Genomic DNA, 18,083 nt, shown 5'->3' with positions numbered 1-18,083 from the left:
TGGCGACGGCGCGCCCGTCACGGCCGGCGGCACACCAGATCGATTTCGATCAGCGCGTCATAGGCGAGCCCGGTGACGCCGACGCAGGTTCGCGCCGGCAGCCGATCCGGCGGAAAGAGGCTCCGGTAGGTCTCGTTCATCGCGGCATAGTCTTCCTTGAAGCGCGTCAGATAAATCCGCGACATCACGATATGCTCCAGGCCGAGATCCAGGCCCGCGAGCACGACCCGCAAATTCTCCATCACGGCCCTGGTCTGCGCGACGATCCCATCCGGCAGCACGCCGGGCGCCGACGGCGTATCCGGCATTTGACCGGTGACGAACACGAAACCGTCCGTCTCCACGGCATGGCTGAAGGGCGCGACCGGCTTCGGTCCGCCGGCAATCATGTGGAATTTCACTGTCGATCTCCGCTTTGCGCGATCAGCCCAAGAGCCCTGTTCCGATTCCATCGGAACAGGGCCCAAATTCTTGTTTCACGCGTTTTCCCAGCGCGAACCGGTATCCACTTCGCTCGAAAACGCTTTAGTCGAACAGCCGTTTGCTCAGAATGGCGTGCACGCCCCAATTGCCATCGACCACCTGGGTGACGCCGAAGTCAACCGCGGCGGACATCAACGCGATCGCCTCGTCCTCGCTCAGGCCTTTGACGCTCATCAGGAAGCGGCGCATCTTCCGGAACGCATCCTTCATCGCCAGATCGAGCGAGGACGTCGCATAGACCTCACTCTGGCCCTGCGCACCGAACTCGGCGAGATAGTTCGGATGGCTGAAGCCGGTCAGCACCCAGTCCGTCTCGGTCTCGATCAGGGGATAGCTGAGATCGGCATAGGGCTGTCCAGTATGGCTGCCCTTCTTGTGCAGGATCACCTGGAACGTCCCCGTCATCGAGCACTCGATCGCGGTGCCTGAGAGTTCGCCGTCGCCTTGCACTGCATGGGGATCGCCGACCGAAAGCAGCGCGCCCGGCACGGACACGGGCAGATAGACGGTCGAGCCCTTGCCGAGCCGCCAATTGTCGAGATTGCCGCCGAAATAGGACGGCGGCACCGAGTCGACCAAGTCGACCTCGCGCGGCGCCACCGCAATCACGCCGAAATGCGGGCGCAGCGGAATACGGATGCCGTCAAGCACCGCATGGCGGCGCTTGACGCTGCCGGGCGCGACGGGAACGCCGGGATAATCATAGGTGGCATGCACCACGCCGAACGGATCGGTCTGCGGCTCCCAGCGATAGGAATAGAGCGCGCGGGCATGCGGCGCGGCATCATCATCGCGATCGGTGCCTGCTAAGATTTCGTAGATCGTCACAACTTCGCGCGGCTTCGGACCGGCGAGAAATTCGTTGTAGTGATAGCCCCACCAGGCCGCGACGCTGGAGCCGAACACGCGGCCCTCGAACTGCGGATTGCGGCTTGGCCGCGGCACGATGTCGAGGATGCGCACCTCGAGGACGTCGCCGGGCTGCGCATCCCTGATCGCGATCGGGCCTGTACAAATGTGCACGCCGAACCCCTCGCCCGCGCCACGCCCGAACACCGACGCATCCATCGGCCCTGCGCCACGCCGGTCGACATTCTTCCGCGCACCGGTCCAGCCGAACACGCTTTCGGCACCGGAATCGCCTGAGATCATGCGGTCCGGATCGTCGGAGGCATGCTGCGTCAGCGTCTCGATGGTGATCGTGTCGCCCGAACCGATCTCGGCCTGCGGCGACAGCGTCCGGCTGAAATAGCCCCAATGCACCCGCGACGCCTCGACCGCGATATGGTGGTGCGTTGGCGCGACGTGATCGGCATCGTCAGCAGCATCGGTCCTGGAAACCAGCGCGGCTCGCTTCGCCGTGGCCGCCGGCTGATGCACGCGCAGCTGCGCCAGCGCATCCTGCGGCCAGCCGCGTTGTCCGGCCGGCATCGACGCCGGCGCGGCGCGCTCGGCCTCCTGCTGCCGGAATTCGCGGGGCGGCAGGCCGAAGCGATGACGAAACGTGCGGCTGAAATGCGCGGAATCGGCAAAGCCGTAGCGATAGGCGATCTCGGAGATCGACCGATGCGCTTGCGCCGGATTGGACAGGTCGGCCCAGGCGCGCTGCAATCGGCGCTCGCGCACATAATGAGTGAAATTGTCGCCGACACCTTCGAACAGCTTTTGCAGATAGCGTTCGGAAATGCCTTCGGCCTGCGCGACAGCAGCCGGTGCAAGGTCGGGATCCTCGAGCCGGCGTTCGATGGCCTGGCAAATCCGGTGCAGGATCGCGGCCTGCGACGCGGTATGGCGGCCGTCGGGAGCAGTGTCCGCGAGTTGATGCGCGATGGTCAGCAACAGGTCAGCCATCGCCTGCGCCACAGTTGCCCATTCGACGTCGCCGAGCATCTCCAATGTGCGCGCCGTCGCATCCAGCATCCGCGAAAAGATGTCCGCCAGCCCGCCTGGCGCGACCACACGCGCCTCGCCAAACCGCAGCTTGCCGGGAATCCGGCCGTGCAGCGCGTCCGGCGTCACCGACAGCACGATGGCCCGCATGTCGCGCTGGAACACGACGCTGCAATCGCCGCACCTCGGCAACAGCAGGAGATGCCCAACCGGCACGATCCGGTGGCTGCCGCCATGCCGCAGGATGACGCCGTCGTCGATCGGCAGCACCGCGATCGGCAGGCCGTCGGCGCCTTGCGGCAAGGGAGCGACGGTCTGCGACCCCGCCGCGATCCGGGTCAGCGCAATCCCGGGCGCGCTGCGGTGCAAGGCGGTGGCATGACCGTCATAGGAGGTCCCGGCAGAGGCCGGCTGCAGGCCGACCGTGCCCAGCACGTCCCGCCACGCCTCCGGGCGGTCGTCTTGTGTATAGGATTCACTCGTAAACGGACGGAAGTTCATCGCATCGCCCCAATCGGGACTGATCGAAGCAACCCGCGTGCCAGACAAGCCTGTTCCTCCGCCGAAATGGCGGCGTCAAATCGACGCCAAAACGTTCAATGTCTCAGTCGCATCGGAAGACGTTCTTCCGGATCGTGCCGTGAACGCCCCAATTGGCATCCACGACCTGGGTGACGCCGAAATCGGCGCCCACCGACATCAACGAGATCGCCTCGTCTTCGCTCAGGCGATGCACCGTCATCAGGAACCGGCGCAACTTGCGGAACGCGTCGCGCATGGCGCGGTCGAGGCTTGAATGGCTGGCGATCTCGGTCTGTGCGTTCGCACCAAGCTCCGCGAGATAGTTCGGATAGGTGAATCCGTAGACCGACCAGGCCTGCTCGGTTTCGAGCATCGGGTGGGTCAGTCCTTCGAGGCTGGTGCCGCCGAGGTCGTTCTTCTTGTGCAGGATGAATTCGAAATCGCCGGTCAGCGAGGTCTCGATTGCGGTGCCGCCGAGCTCGCTGTCGCCCTGGGCGGCGTGGGGGTCGCCGACCGAGAAGAACGCTCCCGGCACGGCGACCGGATAATACATCCGCGCGCCCTTCCCGATCCGCCAGTCGTCGATATTGCCGCCGGTGTAGCTCGGCGGAATCGAGCTGACGAAATCAGCCTCCGACGGCGCCAGTCCCATGGTGCCGAAATGCAGCCGCGCCGGCACCTTGACGCCGGTCAGGATGTTCTCGCGCTTCTTGATCGTGCCGTGATCGACCCGCACGCCGGGATAATCGATGGTCGCATGCACGATGCCATCAGGGTCGGTCTGCGGCGTCCAGACATAGTTGTAGACGGCCCTGGCGAACGGTTCGCCCGAGGTGTCGAGCTCGAAGATGGTGATGACCTCGCGCGGCTTCGGCTCCTCGATCAGGTCGTGATAGTGGAAGCCCCAGTTCGCGGCGGCATTGGAGCCGAAGCAGCGGCCGGCGTGGCAGGCACTGCAGCTCGGCCGTGGCCTGATGTCGAGGATACGCACCTCGAGGACATCGCCCGGCTCGGCATTCTCGATCGCGACCGGACCGGTCAGCAAGTGCACGCCGATGCCTTCGCCGGAACCGCGAATGAACGGTCCCTCGGTCGGGCCCGAGCCGCGGCGCGCGACGGCCTTGTGCTCGCGGGTCCAGTGAAACACGCTTTCGGCGCCGGGATCATTGGCAATCATGCGCTCGTAGTCGTCGTTGGCGTGATGGGTCAGCGTTTCGATCGTGGCGCGGTCGCCCGAGCGCAGCGTCACCGCAGGCTGCACTTTCTTGCTGAAATAGCCCCAGTGGACGGTCGCCGGTGAAACCGGCAGGTTGAAGTGCTTCATGCAAGTGCCTCTTCGAGCAGTCGGAAGGTTTGGTTGGTCCCTGTCGAATTCATCGCACCGTCTCCGGTGTTTTCTCGGCGTCCATCACGCTGAGGAAACGCGCCGTGACGGGGTTGCGCGGGTTGGAGAGCACCTCATGCGCCGGTCCCTCCTCCAGGATCGCGCCGCCACTGAGGAAGGCGACGCGGTCGGCGACCTCGTCGGCGAAACGGATCTGGTGGGTCGAGATGATCATGGTGAGCCCGTCGTCGACAGCGAGCCGCCGGATCACCTCGAGCACCTCATTGACGAGTTCGGGATCGAGCGCCGAGGTCGGCTCGTCCAGCAGCAGCACGCTGGGGTTTGGCGCGAGCGCACGCGCGATCGCCACCCGCTGCTGCTGGCCGCCGGACAGATGGCGCGGCAACGCATCCGCGCGATGGCTCAGGCCGACCCGATCGAGCAGTTCGCGGGCCCGGCGGTCGGCATCGATCCCTGTCATGCCGTGCACCCAGCGCAGCGGACCCGCGACGTTCTCCTTCGCCGTCAAATGGCTGAACAGGTTGAACTGCTGAAACACCATCCCGACGCCGACGCTGGCGCGCTCATTGGCAACCGCGCGCGGCGTCAACGCCTTGCCGTGGTCGGAGAAACCGAGACGGCGGCCGCCGACACGAACGGTGCCGGCGTCCCACTCCTCCAGATGATTGATGCAGCGAAGCAGCGTGCTTTTTCCGGAGCCGCTGGGCCCGAGCAGCGCCACGACCTCGCCGACGCGCACCGTCATGTCGAGACCACCGAGCACGGCCTGCGTGCCATAGGACTTACGCAAATCCTTGACCTCGACCGCAATGTTATTGCGCGCAATGGTCGCGGCCCGCTTCGCGCGATCCTCCCGCGTCAGGGCTCGCGCCGGCGGCAGCGGAATATCCGGCTGCATCGCGGCCGCGACGTCGACGGCGGGCGCGGCGTTGTCGGCCAGGGCGAGCTTGGTGGCGAGGTCAGCGCGACGCCAAGGTAAATAGAAAGGCAGATAGTCGGCAAGCTTGCGCTGGCGCGAGGTGCGGTCGAGATCGAGCGTCCATTCCAGCGCCAGCTGGATCACGCTGACGGCGCCGGTCAGCACGAGATACAGCAGGCCTGAAGCGAAGAAGATCGAGAAGAAGTCGAAGGTCGACGACGCAAGCTGCGTGCTGCGCAACGTCAATTCCTGCACCGCGATCACCGAGGCGAGCGAGGAATTCTTCAGCGCGCTGACGGTCTCGTTGCCGAACGCCGGGATCATGGTGCGGATCGCCTGCGGCGCAATCACCCGCCGCATCAGCACCGCCGGCGTCATGCCAAGGGCCTGACCGGCCGACACCTGTCCGCGATCGACGCCGAGCACGCCGGAGCGCAGCATTTCGGCGATAAACGGCGCCTCATTGCAGGCAAGCGCGAGACCGGCGGCGAGGATCGCCGGCAGCTTGATGCCGATGTGCGGCAGCGCGTCGTAGGCAAACACCATCTGCAGGATCAGCGGCGTGCCGCGGAAGATCACGGTGTAGCCCCGCGCGAATGCCGAAAGCCACCAGAAGCGGCCGAGCTGCATCCATGCGAGGATCAACCCGAGGATCAGCCCGCCGAACAGCCCGAGGATGGTCACCTGAAGCGTGACCTCGATGCCCTCGAGCAGATACGGCAGGCTGAGATAGTGCGCGAACAGCGACATCAATTAACCGTCAGAAGACCCGGTTCCTTGAGGTTGTTCGGGTCGAGCTCCCACTTCTTGAGCAGCGCCGCCTGATCGCCGGACTTGTAGATCTCCATCATCACGGCCAGCACGGCTTCGCGGAATTTCGGCTTGTCTTTCGGCACGGCGATGCCGACCGAATAGGGAATCGTCACCGCGATCGCCTTCTCCAGCTTGTCCGGATAGGCCTTTACGGCGTTATCGACCGTGTTGACGTCGTTGACGTAGGTGTCGGCACGTCCGGCGAGGATCGCCTGGATACAGTTGGCGTTGTTGTCATAGAGCTGCAGCGTCGGCTCGGGTTTACCGGCAGCCTTGCACTCCGGGATCAGCGCCTGCACCAGCGGCACTTCGACATAGCCGGTATTTTCCGCCGCAGCCGCGCCGCATAGCGAGGTGTTGATGCCGGTAATCTTCTTCGGATTGCCCTTGGCAACCAGCACACCGTCGAACACCTTCGAATAGGTGATGAAGTCGCCGGCCTTGGCCCGCTCTTCGGTCGCATAAATGTCGGAGATGACAATGTCGGCCTGCCCGCTCGCCAGCGTGGTGAGCAGTGCTGCGAAGGTCACCGCCTTGTAGGTCAGCTTGAAACCGAGACACTCGCCGATCTCTTCGCCGAGATCGATGTCGAAGCCGACATATTTGCTGGGATCCTTCGGATCGATCGCTTCATAACCCGGTGTGTGCGGGTTGATGGCGTTGACCAGCGTCTTGCCTTTCCAGTCCGGGTACTTCTCCTGCAAGGCAGCGCATGCGGCAGGCGCAGCCTGCGCGCCGACCGGTGCCAGGAATCCAGCGGCGACGATTGCGCCCAGCACCGCCAGGCGCAATGAACCTGACGCGCGCCGTGCTTCCGTACAAAGCCATTTTTGCATGTTGCCAGTTCCTTCGAATTTGTCATGGCGAGGGCCATGTTCCAAAACCCGAGGGAAAGGCTACGGGGAACCGAGCTGGGAAAGCTTGTCCTGGGACGTACAAAAAATTGGATCAGCAAGGCCTGCGAATTGGGCAGGCCTGCTCAAGATTCATTCGTGACCCAGACCATTCTCTGGGCAAGCCCTCACTGCTCGAATATCGCCGCACAGGCCGGGCTCAAACTCGCCTTCTGCCGGCGAAGACACGCGGTGATGGCGCGGGCATTGGGGATTTCGCCGGCACAGAGGCGATAGACGTCGGGCGTGCAGGCCTTGCGCTGCTCGGGAGTGCCGGGCTCAGCCAGGGCCGCCTCGCTCGCGAACAATGTGAGGACAAGACCGAGAGCTGATGCGCGACCGGCACGGCGCTTGACCTCCGGTATCTGCACGAAGCTTGCGTTCATGATCGCGTCTCCCTAAAATCATTCCGATGCTTGCCGCACGCGGCATGTCAGGGAATTACGCGAGCCGTTTTTTGTAGAATGTGATTTTTCTCACACGAGATCCGGGCAGCCGGATTTAAGTTCCAGGTGGGGTCAGCAGCAAATCATTAACCGGGGCCGGGCGTCGGCGTTCTTTAGCTAAAATTCGAACGATCGGCTCAATCCAGACACAAGACAGTTTTGCAACGATGGCGCTCTCGAACCCCGGAGAGCGCGATGAGCGAAGTCGAATTTGATCTGTTGTTGGACGCCGTGCGAACGGCCGTCGCGCCCGTTTCCGAGGAGGTTTTTTTGGTCAAGCCATTGCCCCGCATCCAGCCGCCGCCGCGTGCTGCGAACGACAACCGCGCGCCCTGGCCGCTGGTCCCGTTTCCTGAAGGCTGGTACGCTGCCTGCTAGAGCATTTTCGGTTCTGATTGAATCAGAACCGAAGCTCTAGATTCTTGTTTTGACGCGTTTTCTTCACGCGAACCGGTGTCCACTTCGCTCGAAAACGCTCTAAGGCAGCTTCTCATCTATTCGCTGCAAGTCGTTGATGAGACAAGTGGAGGCCACGACCGGAATTGAACCGGTGTACACGGTTTTGCAGACCGTTGCGTAACCACTCCGCCACGTGGCCCCACGGGCCGCACTCATATACGGCCTCTCTCCGATAGGCAACCAAGGCGGAGCGTTAACCCTTTCGGCGTCGGCGGTAATCCTTCTTCTTCGGTTTCGGCGCCAGCTCCGGCATTTTCGCCTGGACCTCGCGAAATCTGGCCAACATCCGCTCAAAACTGCCGATCAACGTCTCAGCGATATCCGGCCGCTTCTCGATCCCCGCCAGCAACATTGCCGCCGACTCGATCGTGGACAGACCGTCGCGACGCGGTTCCTTGCGCAGATTGCCGTAGCGCGAGGGCCGCTTCGGCCCGAGAATCACCCGCTGACACTTCAGCATCCAGGCATTGCGCCACCACAGCGCCTTGGCCTGGCTCCAGGTGCCGTCGAGCAGCACGATGCCCTTGATGTCGGAGAGGATACTGCGCTGGCCGGGCTCGACCTCCCCCTTGCGGTTGATGGCGACGATCTCCGCATCGGTATCGAGGTCCTCGACCTTGGCAGAACCGAGGTAGAGCACCGCCCAGCGCGAGGGATCGGCCACTGGCCGACCGAGCGCCTTTGCCAGGCTCGGCCACGACAGGCCGATCTTGACCACTGCTGTCTTGAAATGCCGCGCCGCCAGCCGAGCGGTGCCGAGCGCCCTGTCCTGCTCCTGCGGATGCTGCAGGATCAGGAGCGAGATGCGGCTCTCGATCGGCGTGACGCTGTCGCAGATGCACAGCGGCAGCGGCTTGCCGCAATGCGGGCACTCCGCCAACTGGTCCGTCTCGTTAGCTAGCTCTGACATTCAACGGCTATACGCCGTGGATGGCCTCGCCCGCAACATCAATGCAGGACCAGCCTGACAATGCCGGACACCAGCCCGATCAGTCCGACTGCGGCGCTGAGCCAGCTCAGCCGCTGTCGCGCCGGTAAGTCCTTAAACCGGTCGATCAGCAGATAGATCACCGGCGTCGTGTAGAGGGTGAGAATCTGCGAGACGAACAGGCCGCCGATGATGGTGATGCCGAGCGGCCGACGCAGTTCGGTGCCCGGCCCCGTGGCGATCACCAGCGGGATGCCGGCGAACAGCGCGGCCATCGTCGTCATCAGGATCGGCCGGAAGCGGGCCTGGCAGGCCTCGAAGATCGCCTCCTGCGACGACAGGCCCTGATGGCGCTCGGCTTCCAGCGCGAAGTCGACCATCATGATGCCGTTCTTCTTGACGATGCCGATCAGCAGGATGATTCCGATGAAAGCGATGACCGTCAGCGGCGTGTTGGTGATCTGGAGAGCCAAGAGCGCGCCGAGGCCGGCCGATGGCAGCGTCGAGATGATCGTGATCGGATGCAACAGGCTCTCATAGAGCACGCCGAGCACGATATACATCGCGATCAGCGCGCCGAGGATCAGCAGCGGCTGCCGTCCGCTGGTCTTGTTGAAGTCGCCGGCATTGCCGTCGAAGCTGCCGCGAATGCCCTCCGGCATGTGCAGCTCGTTGACCGCCTGCTGGATGTTGGTGGTCGCGATCTCCAGCGGCACGTCCGGCAGCAGGTTGAACGACACCGTGGTCGAGGGGAATCCACCGGAGTGATAGACCGCCAGCGCCGATAGCCCCCGCTGGGCGTGCACCACAGCCGACAGTGGCACCTGCACGTCGTTGGCGCCGGCGACGAAGATGCGCTCCAAGTTCGACGGATCACTCTGGAATCTCGGATCGATCTCCAGCACCACCATGTACTGGTTGCGCTGGGTGTAGATGATCGAGATCTGCCGCTGCGAGAACGCATTGTTGAGCGCATTGTCGATATCCTGCACCCGGACGCCGAGGCTCGATGCGGTCTTGCGGTCGATCACGAGATTGAGCTGCAGGCCGCCCGGATCGCGGTCCGACGACACATCGGTGATGCCCTCCACCGTCTCCATGCGCTTGGACACGAGCGGCGCCCATTTCTGCAACAGGTCGAGATCCGTCGAGGACAGCGTGTACTGGTAGTCGGAATCGCTCTGCCGGCCGCCGGTCCGGATGTCTTGCGCTGCGAACATGAACAGGCGGATGCCCGGCACCATGGAGAGGTTGCGCCGCAGCCGATCGATCACCAGTGCGGTCGCCAGACCTGCCCGCTCCTCCGGCGGCTTGAGGCTGATGAACATTGTGCCGCGGTTGGTCGTGCCGCCGCCGACCGAGGAGCCGATGCCGGCGACCGCGGGATCGGCCATCACGATGTCGGCAAGCCGCTGCTGCAGCCCAAGCATCGCCTGGAACGAGATGTCGGCGGATGCGCGGGTCGAGCCGATCACGAAGCCGCTGTCGTCGGTCGGGAAATATCCCTTCGGCGTCTTGATGTAGAGCGTCACCGTCAGCGCGATGGTGGCGAAGAACACCAGCAGCGTCAGGAAGGGGTAGCCGAGCACGACCCGCAGTGTCGAGGCGTAGAATGCCACGATCCGTGTCAGCGTGCCTTCGATGACGCGGTCGTACCAGGTCGCGTGGTCCGAGGTCGTTCCCTTGATGTAATGCGCGCAGATCATCGGCGTGATGGTCAGCGACACCACGGTCGAGACCACGATTGCAAAGGTCAGCGTCAGCGAGAATTCCCGCAGCAGCCGGCCGACGATCCCGTCCATGAAGACCAGCGGCGTAAACGCCGCGATCAGCGACAACGAGATCGACAGTACGGTGAAGCCGATCTGCCTGGCGCCTTCGAGCGCCGCCGGAAACGGCGCCATGCCGTGCTCGAGATTGCGATACATGTTCTCGATCATCACGATGGCGTCGTCGACCACGAAGCCGACGGAAATCGCCAGCGCCATCAGCGACAGATTGTCGATCGAGAACCCGGCAAGCCACATCCCGGCGCAGGTGCCGGCCAGCGCCAGCGGGACCGAGACGCCGGCGGCAATTGTCGGCACCAGGCGGCGCAGGAACACGAACACCACGACCATCACCAGCACCACGGTCGCAAGCAGCGTGAGCTGCATGTCCTGGACGCTGGCGCGGATCGTGCTGGTGCGGTCCACCAGCGTGGAAATCTCGACGCCGGCCGGAATCCATTGCTTCAACTCGGGCAGCATCGCGCAGACGCGGTCAACCGTATCGATGACGTTGGCGTCGCCCTGCTTTGTGATCTGGATCAACACCGCGGGCTGTTTGTTGAACCAGGCAATGGAGCGCGCGTTGCGGACGGAGTCCTCGACTTCGGCGACATCGGACAGGCGCACGAAATTGCCGTTCAAGCTCTTGATCACGATGTCGCGGAACTCGGCCGCGGTCCGCATCTGCTTGTTGATCGACAGCGTCTCGCTCTGGCGGACGCCGTTGAAAATGCCGACCGGTCCGAGTGGATTGGCGTTGACGATCGCGGTCCGGACGTCGTCGGTCGCGATCCCGGCGTTCGCCAGCGCGACCGGGTTGAGCGCGATGCGCACCGCCGGCTGGTCCGCGCCGCTGACGGTCACCTCGCCCACCCCCGGAACCTGCGAGATCCGCTGCGCCAGTACGGTGTCGGCGACGTCGTACATCGCGCTGGTCGAGATCGTCTTGGAGGTCAGCGCCAGCACGAAAACCGGTGCTGCGGCCGGATTGGACTTGTGGAATTTCGGCAGCGACGGCAGGTCGCTCGGCAGGTCGGCCAGCGAGGCGTTGATCGCAGCCTGCACGTCGCGCGCGGCGTGATCGATGTCGCGGCCAATCGAGAATTGCACCTGGATGCTGGTCGAGCCGAGCGAGCTCGTCGAGGTGATCTGGTCGATGCCGGCGATCTCGCCGAGCTTGCGCTCGAGCGGTGCGGCGACGGTTGCAGCCATCACCGACGGATCAGCACCGGGCCGGGACGCCGACACCCGGATCATCGGGAAATCGACATTGGGTACCGAGGAGACCGGCAGGAACTCGTAGGCGACGATCCCGATCAGGAACAGCCCGATCGCAAGCAGCGTGGTGCCCACCGGCCTGCGAATGAAGGGCTCCGAGATCGAGATCATTGCATCCCCTCGGTCGCACCTGCGACCGGCGGTCCCTGCGGGCCAGGCTCCGGCACCGCCGTCTCGATCCGGCGGTTGAGCCGGTCGAGCGCCAGATAGATCACGGGCGTGGTGTAGAGCGTCAGCAACTGGCTGAGCAGAAGGCCGCCGATGATCGAGATGCCGAGCGGGAAGCGCAGCTCGGACCCGGTGCCGCTCTCGATCGCGAGTGGCAGCGCGCCGAACAGCGCGGCCAGCGTCGTCATCATGATCGGACGGAACCGCAGCAGGCAGGCCTGTACGATCGCGTCATAGGGCGACATGCCCTTGTGACGCTCGGCCTCGAGCGCGAAGTCGATCATCATGATCGCGTTCTTCTTGACGATGCCCATCAAGAGGATGATGCCGATCAGGCCGATCACCGAAAGATCCTGCCCGCACAGCATCAACGCGAGGATTGCGCCGACGCCGGCCGAGGGCAGTGTCGACAGGATGGTGATGGGGTGGATGTAACTCTCATAGAGCACACCGAGCACGATATAGATCGTGATGATCGCGGCCAGGATCAGCCAGGGCTGTCCGGCCAGCGACCTTGCGAATTCGGCGGCGTCGCCGGAATAGATGCCGACGATGCTACCGGGCATTCCGATACGGGTCTCGATCGTCTTCACGGCCTCGACCGCATCACCGAGCGCCTCGCCCGGCGCGAGGTTGAAGCTGAGCGAGACTGACGGGAATTGCGCCTGGTGCGAGATCGCGAGCGGTGCCGTCGTCCGCCTCAGTGTCGCGACCGCCGACAGCGGCACCTGAGCGCCGTTCGCGCCGGGCAGATAGAGCTTGTCGAGGATCGATGGATCGCGCTGGTACATCGGCAAGGCCTCGAGCACCACGCGGTACTGGTTGGCCTGGCCGTAAATGGTCGATATCTGTCGTTGCGCAAAGGCGTCGTTGAGCGTGTCGGTCACGCCCTGCAGGCTGACACCGAGCTGGCCGGCGCGCTGACGGTTGATGTCCAGCGCCGCGCGCAGGCCGCCCTCCTGCGCCTCCGACGAGACGTCGCGGAAAATCGGGTCGCGCCGCATCTCCGCGACGAGCTTTCGCGACCATTGCAAGACGTCGGCCGCATCGGTTCCGGTCAGCGTGTACTGGTACTGCGAGCGGCTCGATTGCGTCGAGATCTGCACGTCCTGCACCGGCTGGAAGTAGACGGTCATGCCGGGGATCGACGCTACCTTCTGCTTGAGACGCACGATGACCTGCGCGACGTCGTCACGGCGCTGGTCGCGCGGCTTCAGCGTCATCACCAGGCGGCCGACATTGGTGGTCGGGTTGACCGATCCGGCGCCGATCACTGACACGACGCCGGTCACATCAGGATCGGCCTTGATGATGTCGGAAGCCGCGGTCTGCCGCTGCTGCATTTCTGCGAACGAGACGTCGGGGCCCGCCTCGGTCACCGCCGTGATCGACGAGGTGTCCTGCAGCGGCAAAAAGCCCTTCGGCGCGATCACATACATAATCAGCGTCAGCGCAATGGTCGCGAACGTCACCAGCAGCGTGGCGCGCTGATGCCGCAGCACCCGAAGCAATGTCCGGTGATAGAACTCCACCATCCGGTCGATGAAGCGGCTGATCGCAGCCAGGCCCGGAACCGCGACCTCCTCATGGACGTTCTTGAGCAGCCGCGAGCACATCATCGGCGTCAGCGTCAGCGAGACCACCGCAGAGGTCACCACCGCAATCGTCAGCGTCAGCGCGAACTCGCGGAACATGCGGCCGACCAGGCCCGACATGAACAGCAGCGGGATGAAGACCGCGATCAACGACACCGTCAGCGAGATTACGGTGAAGCCGATTTCGCTGGCGCCCTTCAGCGACGCCTCCATCACCGTTTCGCCCTCCTCCATATGGCGGACGATGTTCTCGATCATGACGATGGCGTCGTCGACGACGAAGCCGGTTCCGATCGTCAGCGCCATCAGCGACAGATTGTCGAGGCTGAAACCGGCGAAATACATGATGCCGAAGCTCGTGATCAGCGACAGCGGCAGTGCCACGCCCGCGATCAGGGTTGCCCGTAGCGACCGCAGGAACAACAGCACCACCAGCGTCACCAGCACCACGCTCAGGATCAGCGTGAACTGCACGTCATGCACCGAGGCGCGGATCGTGACCGTGCGGTCGGCGACGATGGTCAAATTGACGCCGGCCGGGATCGTCCGCTGCATCCGCGGGATCTCGGCGCGGATCTGGCGGACCACGTCGATGACGTTGGCGCCGGGCTGGCGCTGGATATCGATGATGACGGCAGGCAAGCCCTGGTACCAACCGCCGGTGCGGTCGTTCTCCAATCCGTCGACGATCACAGCGACATCGCCGATCGTCACGGGAGACCCGTTGCGGTAGGCGATGATAATCGGCTTGTAGGCGTCGGCCGCTGCAATCTGGTCGTTGGCGGCAATGGTGTAGGATTGCTGCGCGCCGTCGAGCGATCCCTTCGGCCCCGACACGTTGGCGCCGGCGATCGCGTTGCGCAAATCCTCCATGGCGATGCCATAGGCCGCAAGCCGCGCCAGATCGGCCTGGACGCGCACCGCCGGCTTCAGGCCACCGAGGATCGAGACCCGGCCGACGCCGGAAATCTGGCTCAGCCTTTGCCCGAGGATGGTGTCGGCGAGATCGCTCATCGCCCGCAGTGAGATCGTGTCGGAGGTGAGCGCCAGCGTCATCACAGGCGCGTCCGCCGGGTTCACCTTGGCGTAAACCGGCGGGTACGGCAGCGTCTTCGGCAGGATGCCGGCCGCCGCATTGATCGCGGCCTGGACGTCCTGCGTGGCGCCGTCGATATCGCGGTTGAGGTCGAACTGCAGCGAGATCTGGCTGACGCCGAACGAGCTCGTCGAATTCATCGACGACAGCGACGGGATCTGGCCGAGCTGCCGCTCGAGCGGCGCCGTGATCAGCGAGGCGATCACGTCCGGGCTGGCGCCAGGCAGTTGGGTCGTCACCTGCACGGTCGGGAAGTCGACCTGCGGCAGCGCCGAGACCGGCAGCGCCCAATACCCGAGCGCGCCGCCGATCAACAGCGCGATGCCGAGCAGCGAGGTCGCGATCGGCCGGCGGATGAACGGTTCGGAGACGCTCATGGCTGCGTGCTCGCTATCAAGTCGGACATTACGAGGTCGGTATCTCAATCATGGCTGCGCTTTCGCTGCGCCGCCTGACTGTTCGCCCCCTGCCGCGGGCGCCGGCGCCGGTCCGGTCTGCCCCTTTTGGTCGCCCTCATTGTGCTCGCGCCGGCCGCGATGCTCGCCGGTCTTGTCGCCGTTCTTGCCCTGCCAGTCCTTCTTGGCCTCGTTGCCTTGACCTTGGCCTTGGCCCTGACCGCCGCCCTTTGCGTCCCCCTTGCCATCTCGATTGCGGCCGCGCTTGCGCGGCGCGAGATCCGCCGTCGGGGCCTGATCATCCTTGCCGATGACGACCGTGGAGCCTTCGGCGAGATTGGCAAAGCCCGTCGTCACCACCCGGTCCGACGTGGTGAGGCCGCTCGCGATCACGGCGTCATGCTCGTCCTGTTGCGTGACGGTCACCGCCTTGGCGGTGACGATGTCGTTGTCGCCGATCACATAGCTGAAGGTGCCGGCCGGGCCGCGCTGCACCGCCGAGGTCGGAACCACGATTGCCTGCGGCAGCGTCTCGACCTTGAGGCGGACGTTGACGAACTGGCCGGGCCAGAGCTGATAACTGGCGTTGGGGAATTCGGCCTTCAGCTTCAGCGTGCCCGTGGTCGGATCGACCTGGTTGTCGATGCCGGTCAGTGTGCCGGTATCGACGACCGTGACGCCGTCATTGCCGAACACGTCGACCGCAAGCCGGCCCTTTGCCGCCGCCGCATTGACCCGCACGATCTGCTGCTGCGGCAGGCTGAACCACACCGCGATCGGCTGCAGCTGGGTCAGGATCACGAGCCCGGTGGTGTCGGCGGCGTGGACGATGTTGCCCTGGTCGACCTGGCGCAGGCCGGCGCGCCCCGAAATCGGCGCAACGATCTTGGTGTAGCCCAGCGTCGCCGCCGCATTGTCGACCGCGGCTTGGTCGGCTTTGACCAGCGCCTCCTGCTGCGCAACCACGGACTTCTGTGTATCGGCCTGCTGCTTCGAGCCGGCATTGGTGGCGGCGAGTTGCTGATAGCGGATGAGATCGAGCTTCTGGTTGCCGAGCAGCGCCTCGTCCTGCGCCTTCTTGGCGACCGCCTGGTCGTATTGCGCCTGGTAGATCACGGGATCGATCTCGCCAAGCACGTCGCCCTTCTGGACGTCCTGACCCTCGACGAATTTGACCGAGATCAGCTTGCCGTCGACCTGCGAGCGCACGGTGACCGTGTTCAACGCCTTCACCGAGCCGACGCCGTCGAGATAAACCGGCACGTCCTGCACGCGCGGCGTGGCCGCAAGTACCGGCACCGGAAGATCAGGCCGCGCCCCCGCGCCACGGCCGCCGCCCTGCTTTTGTTGGAATGCGAGCCAGCCGAGATAACCGAGACCGCCGAGGATCACGAGTGTGATGATCAGCGACACCATGCGCTTGAGCAGGCGCGAGACCAGGCCCGGCTTGCGCGGCGCGGCATTTCTCTCGTCGTCCTTGGTGTCGGGCTTAAAGAGCATCGACCGGTCTCTCCATCTTCGGCTCCCAGCCGCCCCCCAGCGCCTGGTACAGGCTCACTATCGCCAGCAGCCGGGCGAGTTGAGCCTGGGAGTAGGCATCTTCAGCCTGGAAGAGAGTCAGCTGCGTGTTTAGCACAGTTACGATGTCGGCGGTCCCGGCCCGAAGCTGCTGCTCGGCCAATTGGAACGCCCGCCGCGATGCCGTCAGCACGTCACGCTGCAGCTGCAGCTTCCGCGTGGTCTCGCGAATCGCGACCAACGCATTGTCGACGTCGGTGAAGGCCTGGACCACCGTCTTGCGGTAGGTCTGCAGGAGTTCGTCCTGCTTGGCCTGGGTATATTCGAAATTGCCGAGGATCTTGCCGCCGTCGAAGATCGGTTGTGTCGCGCTGCCGACCAGGTTGAAGAACGCTGCGTGCGGCTGGAACAGCGACACCAGCGCCGAGCTCTGGTAGCCGCCCTGTCCGGTCAGCTGGATGCTGGGATAGAACTGCGCCCGCGCGCTGCCAACATTGGCGGTCGCCGAGGCAAGCTGGGCCTCCTGCCTGCGGATGTCGGGGCGCTGGGTCAGCAATTCCGACGGCAGGCCCGGCGTGACCCGGGGAATCGCGACGGCGTTGAGCGTGCCACCCGAGATCCGCACGCTTTCCGGCGGCCGCGACACCAGCACCGCAAGTGCGTTGATATTCTGGTCGAGCGTCTGCCGCAGCGGCGGCACCTGCGCGCGCTGGTTGGCGAGCACACTCTCCTGCTGGGCGACGTCGAGATCGGTGCCGGTGCCGGCCTTGAAGCGGTCGTTAATGGCGTTCAGCACGCGCTCGGCACTGGCAATATTGCGCTGGGCGGTGCGCAGGCGGTCCTGGGTCCCGAGCACCGTGAAGTAGGCGGTCGCAACCGTCGTCAGGGTCGTCAGCGCCGTCACTTCGCGATCGAACCGGTTGGCGACCGAGGTCTCCTCGGCGGCCTGGGCCGCGTCGCGGTTCTGGCCCCAGAAGTCGAGCTGATAGCTCGCGCTCAGCGAAGCGTTGTAGTTGACCACTTCGCGCCCGCCGATCGAAAGGCCGCTGGCACTGGAGCCCGAGGTCCGCGAATAGGCTTCCGATCCGCCGGTGGACAGGCTCGGCAGCAGCGCCGCACCGGCCTGCCGCGCCAGCGCATCGGCCTGACGAAACCGCGCGACCGCCGCGGCGATGTCCAGGTTGACGGTCTGGGCCTCCTCCATCAGCTGGGTCAGCTCGGCCGACCGGAACCCCCGCCACCAGTCAAGCGTCGGAGGCGCGTCGCCGGGGCGGCCAAGCCGGGCGGCCTTGTAGCCTTGGGGCACGTCGAGCGCCGGATCGGGGATGTCCTGGGTCAGGATGCAGCCGGCGGAGCTTGCGACAAGCCCCAGCGCGATAAGCGACCGGCCAGCGACCCGGCGCAAGCGTACAATGAGGCCCAACCGGCCTCCAGGTGCCATTTCGGACGCGGGTTGGCTCACACCCGGTCTCCGAGCAACACAGACTCCGCCCGTGGCGCGCGCATGACGCATTTGGTGGTGGTCTGGGGGACGTTCACGGGGTGATGCTTCCAATGGAACCGGGC

Annotated in this window: 11 protein-coding genes, 1 tRNA gene and 2 pseudogenes; 1 reads left to right on the top strand and 13 read right to left on the bottom strand. The window is 64.7% G+C overall.

Translation table 11 applies throughout. The features are described from left to right. Window positions 1-17: 17 nt before the first annotated feature. The 7 genes and pseudogenes from UP09_RS30700 to UP09_RS30675 all read right to left on the bottom strand — a co-directional run bounded on the left by UP09_RS30700 (window position 18) and on the right by UP09_RS30675 (window position 7,251). Window positions 18-401: a RidA family protein gene (locus UP09_RS30700; protein ID WP_044542077.1), complete on the bottom strand. Its 384-nt coding sequence runs from the start codon at window positions 399-401 to the stop codon at window positions 18-20. Window positions 402-525: 124 nt separating this feature from the next. Continuing rightward, a pseudogene (locus UP09_RS39085) lies at window positions 526-1,779 on the bottom strand (acetamidase/formamidase family protein); the annotation flags it as partial. A 68-nt stretch (window positions 1,780-1,847) separates the two neighbouring features. Continuing rightward, window positions 1,848-2,874 (bottom strand): annotated as a pseudogene (locus UP09_RS39080) (helix-turn-helix domain-containing protein); the annotation flags it as partial. A gap of 103 nt (window positions 2,875-2,977) precedes the next feature. Next, a complete protein-coding gene (locus UP09_RS30690; RefSeq protein ID WP_044542075.1) occupies window positions 2,978-4,219 on the bottom strand; it encodes an acetamidase/formamidase family protein in 1,242 nt (413 codons plus the stop codon). Between the two features lie 49 nt (window positions 4,220-4,268). Then, complete coding sequence (locus tag UP09_RS30685) at window positions 4,269-5,909, bottom strand: amino acid ABC transporter permease/ATP-binding protein (protein WP_044542074.1); 1,641 nt, start codon at window positions 5,907-5,909, stop codon at window positions 4,269-4,271. Beyond that, complete coding sequence (locus tag UP09_RS30680; RefSeq protein ID WP_044542073.1) at window positions 5,909-6,808, bottom strand: ABC transporter substrate-binding protein; 900 nt, start codon at window positions 6,806-6,808, stop codon at window positions 5,909-5,911. Before UP09_RS30680 ends, UP09_RS30685 begins: the two co-directional genes overlap by 1 nt. Window positions 6,809-6,993: 185 nt before the next feature. Next, window positions 6,994-7,251 (bottom strand): hypothetical protein, encoded by a 258-nt coding sequence (locus UP09_RS30675; protein WP_044542072.1) that lies wholly within the window; start codon window positions 7,249-7,251, stop codon window positions 6,994-6,996. A gap of 255 nt (window positions 7,252-7,506) precedes the next feature. Here UP09_RS30675 and UP09_RS30670 point away from each other — a divergent pair, with 255 nt between their 5' ends. Next, window positions 7,507-7,689 carry a hypothetical protein gene (locus UP09_RS30670; protein ID WP_044542071.1) on the top strand — a complete coding sequence of 61 codons (183 nt, stop codon included), beginning with the start codon at window positions 7,507-7,509 and terminating at the stop codon, window positions 7,687-7,689. 146 nt (window positions 7,690-7,835) lie between these two features. On the opposite strand, the gene UP09_RS30665 is transcribed toward UP09_RS30670, so the two are convergent. The 6 genes from UP09_RS30665 to UP09_RS30640 form a co-directional block, all read right to left on the bottom strand. Continuing rightward, window positions 7,836-7,909, bottom strand: a tRNA-Cys gene (locus tag UP09_RS30665). Between the two features lie 54 nt (window positions 7,910-7,963). Next, on the bottom strand, window positions 7,964-8,680 hold the full coding sequence (locus UP09_RS30660) for a tRNA-uridine aminocarboxypropyltransferase (protein WP_044542070.1): 717 nt from the start codon (window positions 8,678-8,680) through the stop codon (window positions 7,964-7,966). A 38-nt stretch (window positions 8,681-8,718) separates the two neighbouring features. After that, complete coding sequence (locus tag UP09_RS30655) at window positions 8,719-11,856, bottom strand: efflux RND transporter permease subunit (RefSeq protein WP_044542069.1); 3,138 nt, start codon at window positions 11,854-11,856, stop codon at window positions 8,719-8,721. Further along, window positions 11,853-14,981, bottom strand: a complete 3,129-nt coding sequence (locus tag UP09_RS30650; protein WP_044542068.1) for an efflux RND transporter permease subunit — start codon at window positions 14,979-14,981, stop codon at window positions 11,853-11,855. The genes UP09_RS30655 and UP09_RS30650 overlap by 4 nt, the downstream gene beginning before the upstream one ends. Before the next feature lie 48 nt (window positions 14,982-15,029). After that, window positions 15,030-16,499 (bottom strand): efflux RND transporter periplasmic adaptor subunit, encoded by a 1,470-nt coding sequence (locus UP09_RS30645; RefSeq protein WP_044542067.1) that lies wholly within the window; start codon window positions 16,497-16,499, stop codon window positions 15,030-15,032. Beyond that, window positions 16,489-17,958 (bottom strand): efflux transporter outer membrane subunit, encoded by a 1,470-nt coding sequence (locus tag UP09_RS30640; RefSeq protein ID WP_156164911.1) that lies wholly within the window; start codon window positions 17,956-17,958, stop codon window positions 16,489-16,491. The genes UP09_RS30645 and UP09_RS30640 overlap by 11 nt, the downstream gene beginning before the upstream one ends. Window positions 17,959-18,083: the final 125 nt, after the last annotated feature.

This window comes from Bradyrhizobium sp. LTSP885, assembly GCF_000938305.1.
In the GTDB taxonomy this organism is placed as follows: Bacteria; Pseudomonadota; Alphaproteobacteria; order Rhizobiales; family Xanthobacteraceae; genus Bradyrhizobium.
The sequence above is the reverse complement of the archived record's forward strand: the minus strand, read 5'-3'. Positions and strand labels throughout refer to the sequence as shown.

What these genes read in the sequence shown, in the direction of transcription:
- UP09_RS30690 (WP_044542075.1), bottom strand. Translation starts at nt 4,219, where the DNA reads ATGAAGCACTTCAACCTGCCGGTTTCACCGGCGACCGTCCACTGGGGC.
- UP09_RS30685 (WP_044542074.1), bottom strand. Translation starts at nt 5,909, where the DNA reads ATGTCGCTGTTCGCGCACTATCTCAGCCTGCCGTATCTGCTCGAGGGC.
- UP09_RS30680 (WP_044542073.1), bottom strand. Translation starts at nt 6,808, where the DNA reads ATGCAAAAATGGCTTTGTACGGAAGCACGGCGCGCGTCAGGTTCATTG.
- UP09_RS30675 (WP_044542072.1), bottom strand. Translation starts at nt 7,251, where the DNA reads ATGAACGCAAGCTTCGTGCAGATACCGGAGGTCAAGCGCCGTGCCGGT.
- UP09_RS30670 (WP_044542071.1), top strand. Translation starts at nt 7,507, where the DNA reads ATGAGCGAAGTCGAATTTGATCTGTTGTTGGACGCCGTGCGAACGGCC.
- UP09_RS30660 (WP_044542070.1), bottom strand. Translation starts at nt 8,680, where the DNA reads ATGTCAGAGCTAGCTAACGAGACGGACCAGTTGGCGGAGTGCCCGCAT.
- UP09_RS30655 (WP_044542069.1), bottom strand. Translation starts at nt 11,856, where the DNA reads ATGATCTCGATCTCGGAGCCCTTCATTCGCAGGCCGGTGGGCACCACG.
- UP09_RS30650 (WP_044542068.1), bottom strand. Translation starts at nt 14,981, where the DNA reads ATGAGCGTCTCCGAACCGTTCATCCGCCGGCCGATCGCGACCTCGCTG.
- UP09_RS30645 (WP_044542067.1), bottom strand. Translation starts at nt 16,499, where the DNA reads ATGCTCTTTAAGCCCGACACCAAGGACGACGAGAGAAATGCCGCGCCG.
- UP09_RS30640 (WP_156164911.1), bottom strand. Translation starts at nt 17,958, where the DNA reads ATGGCACCTGGAGGCCGGTTGGGCCTCATTGTACGCTTGCGCCGGGTC.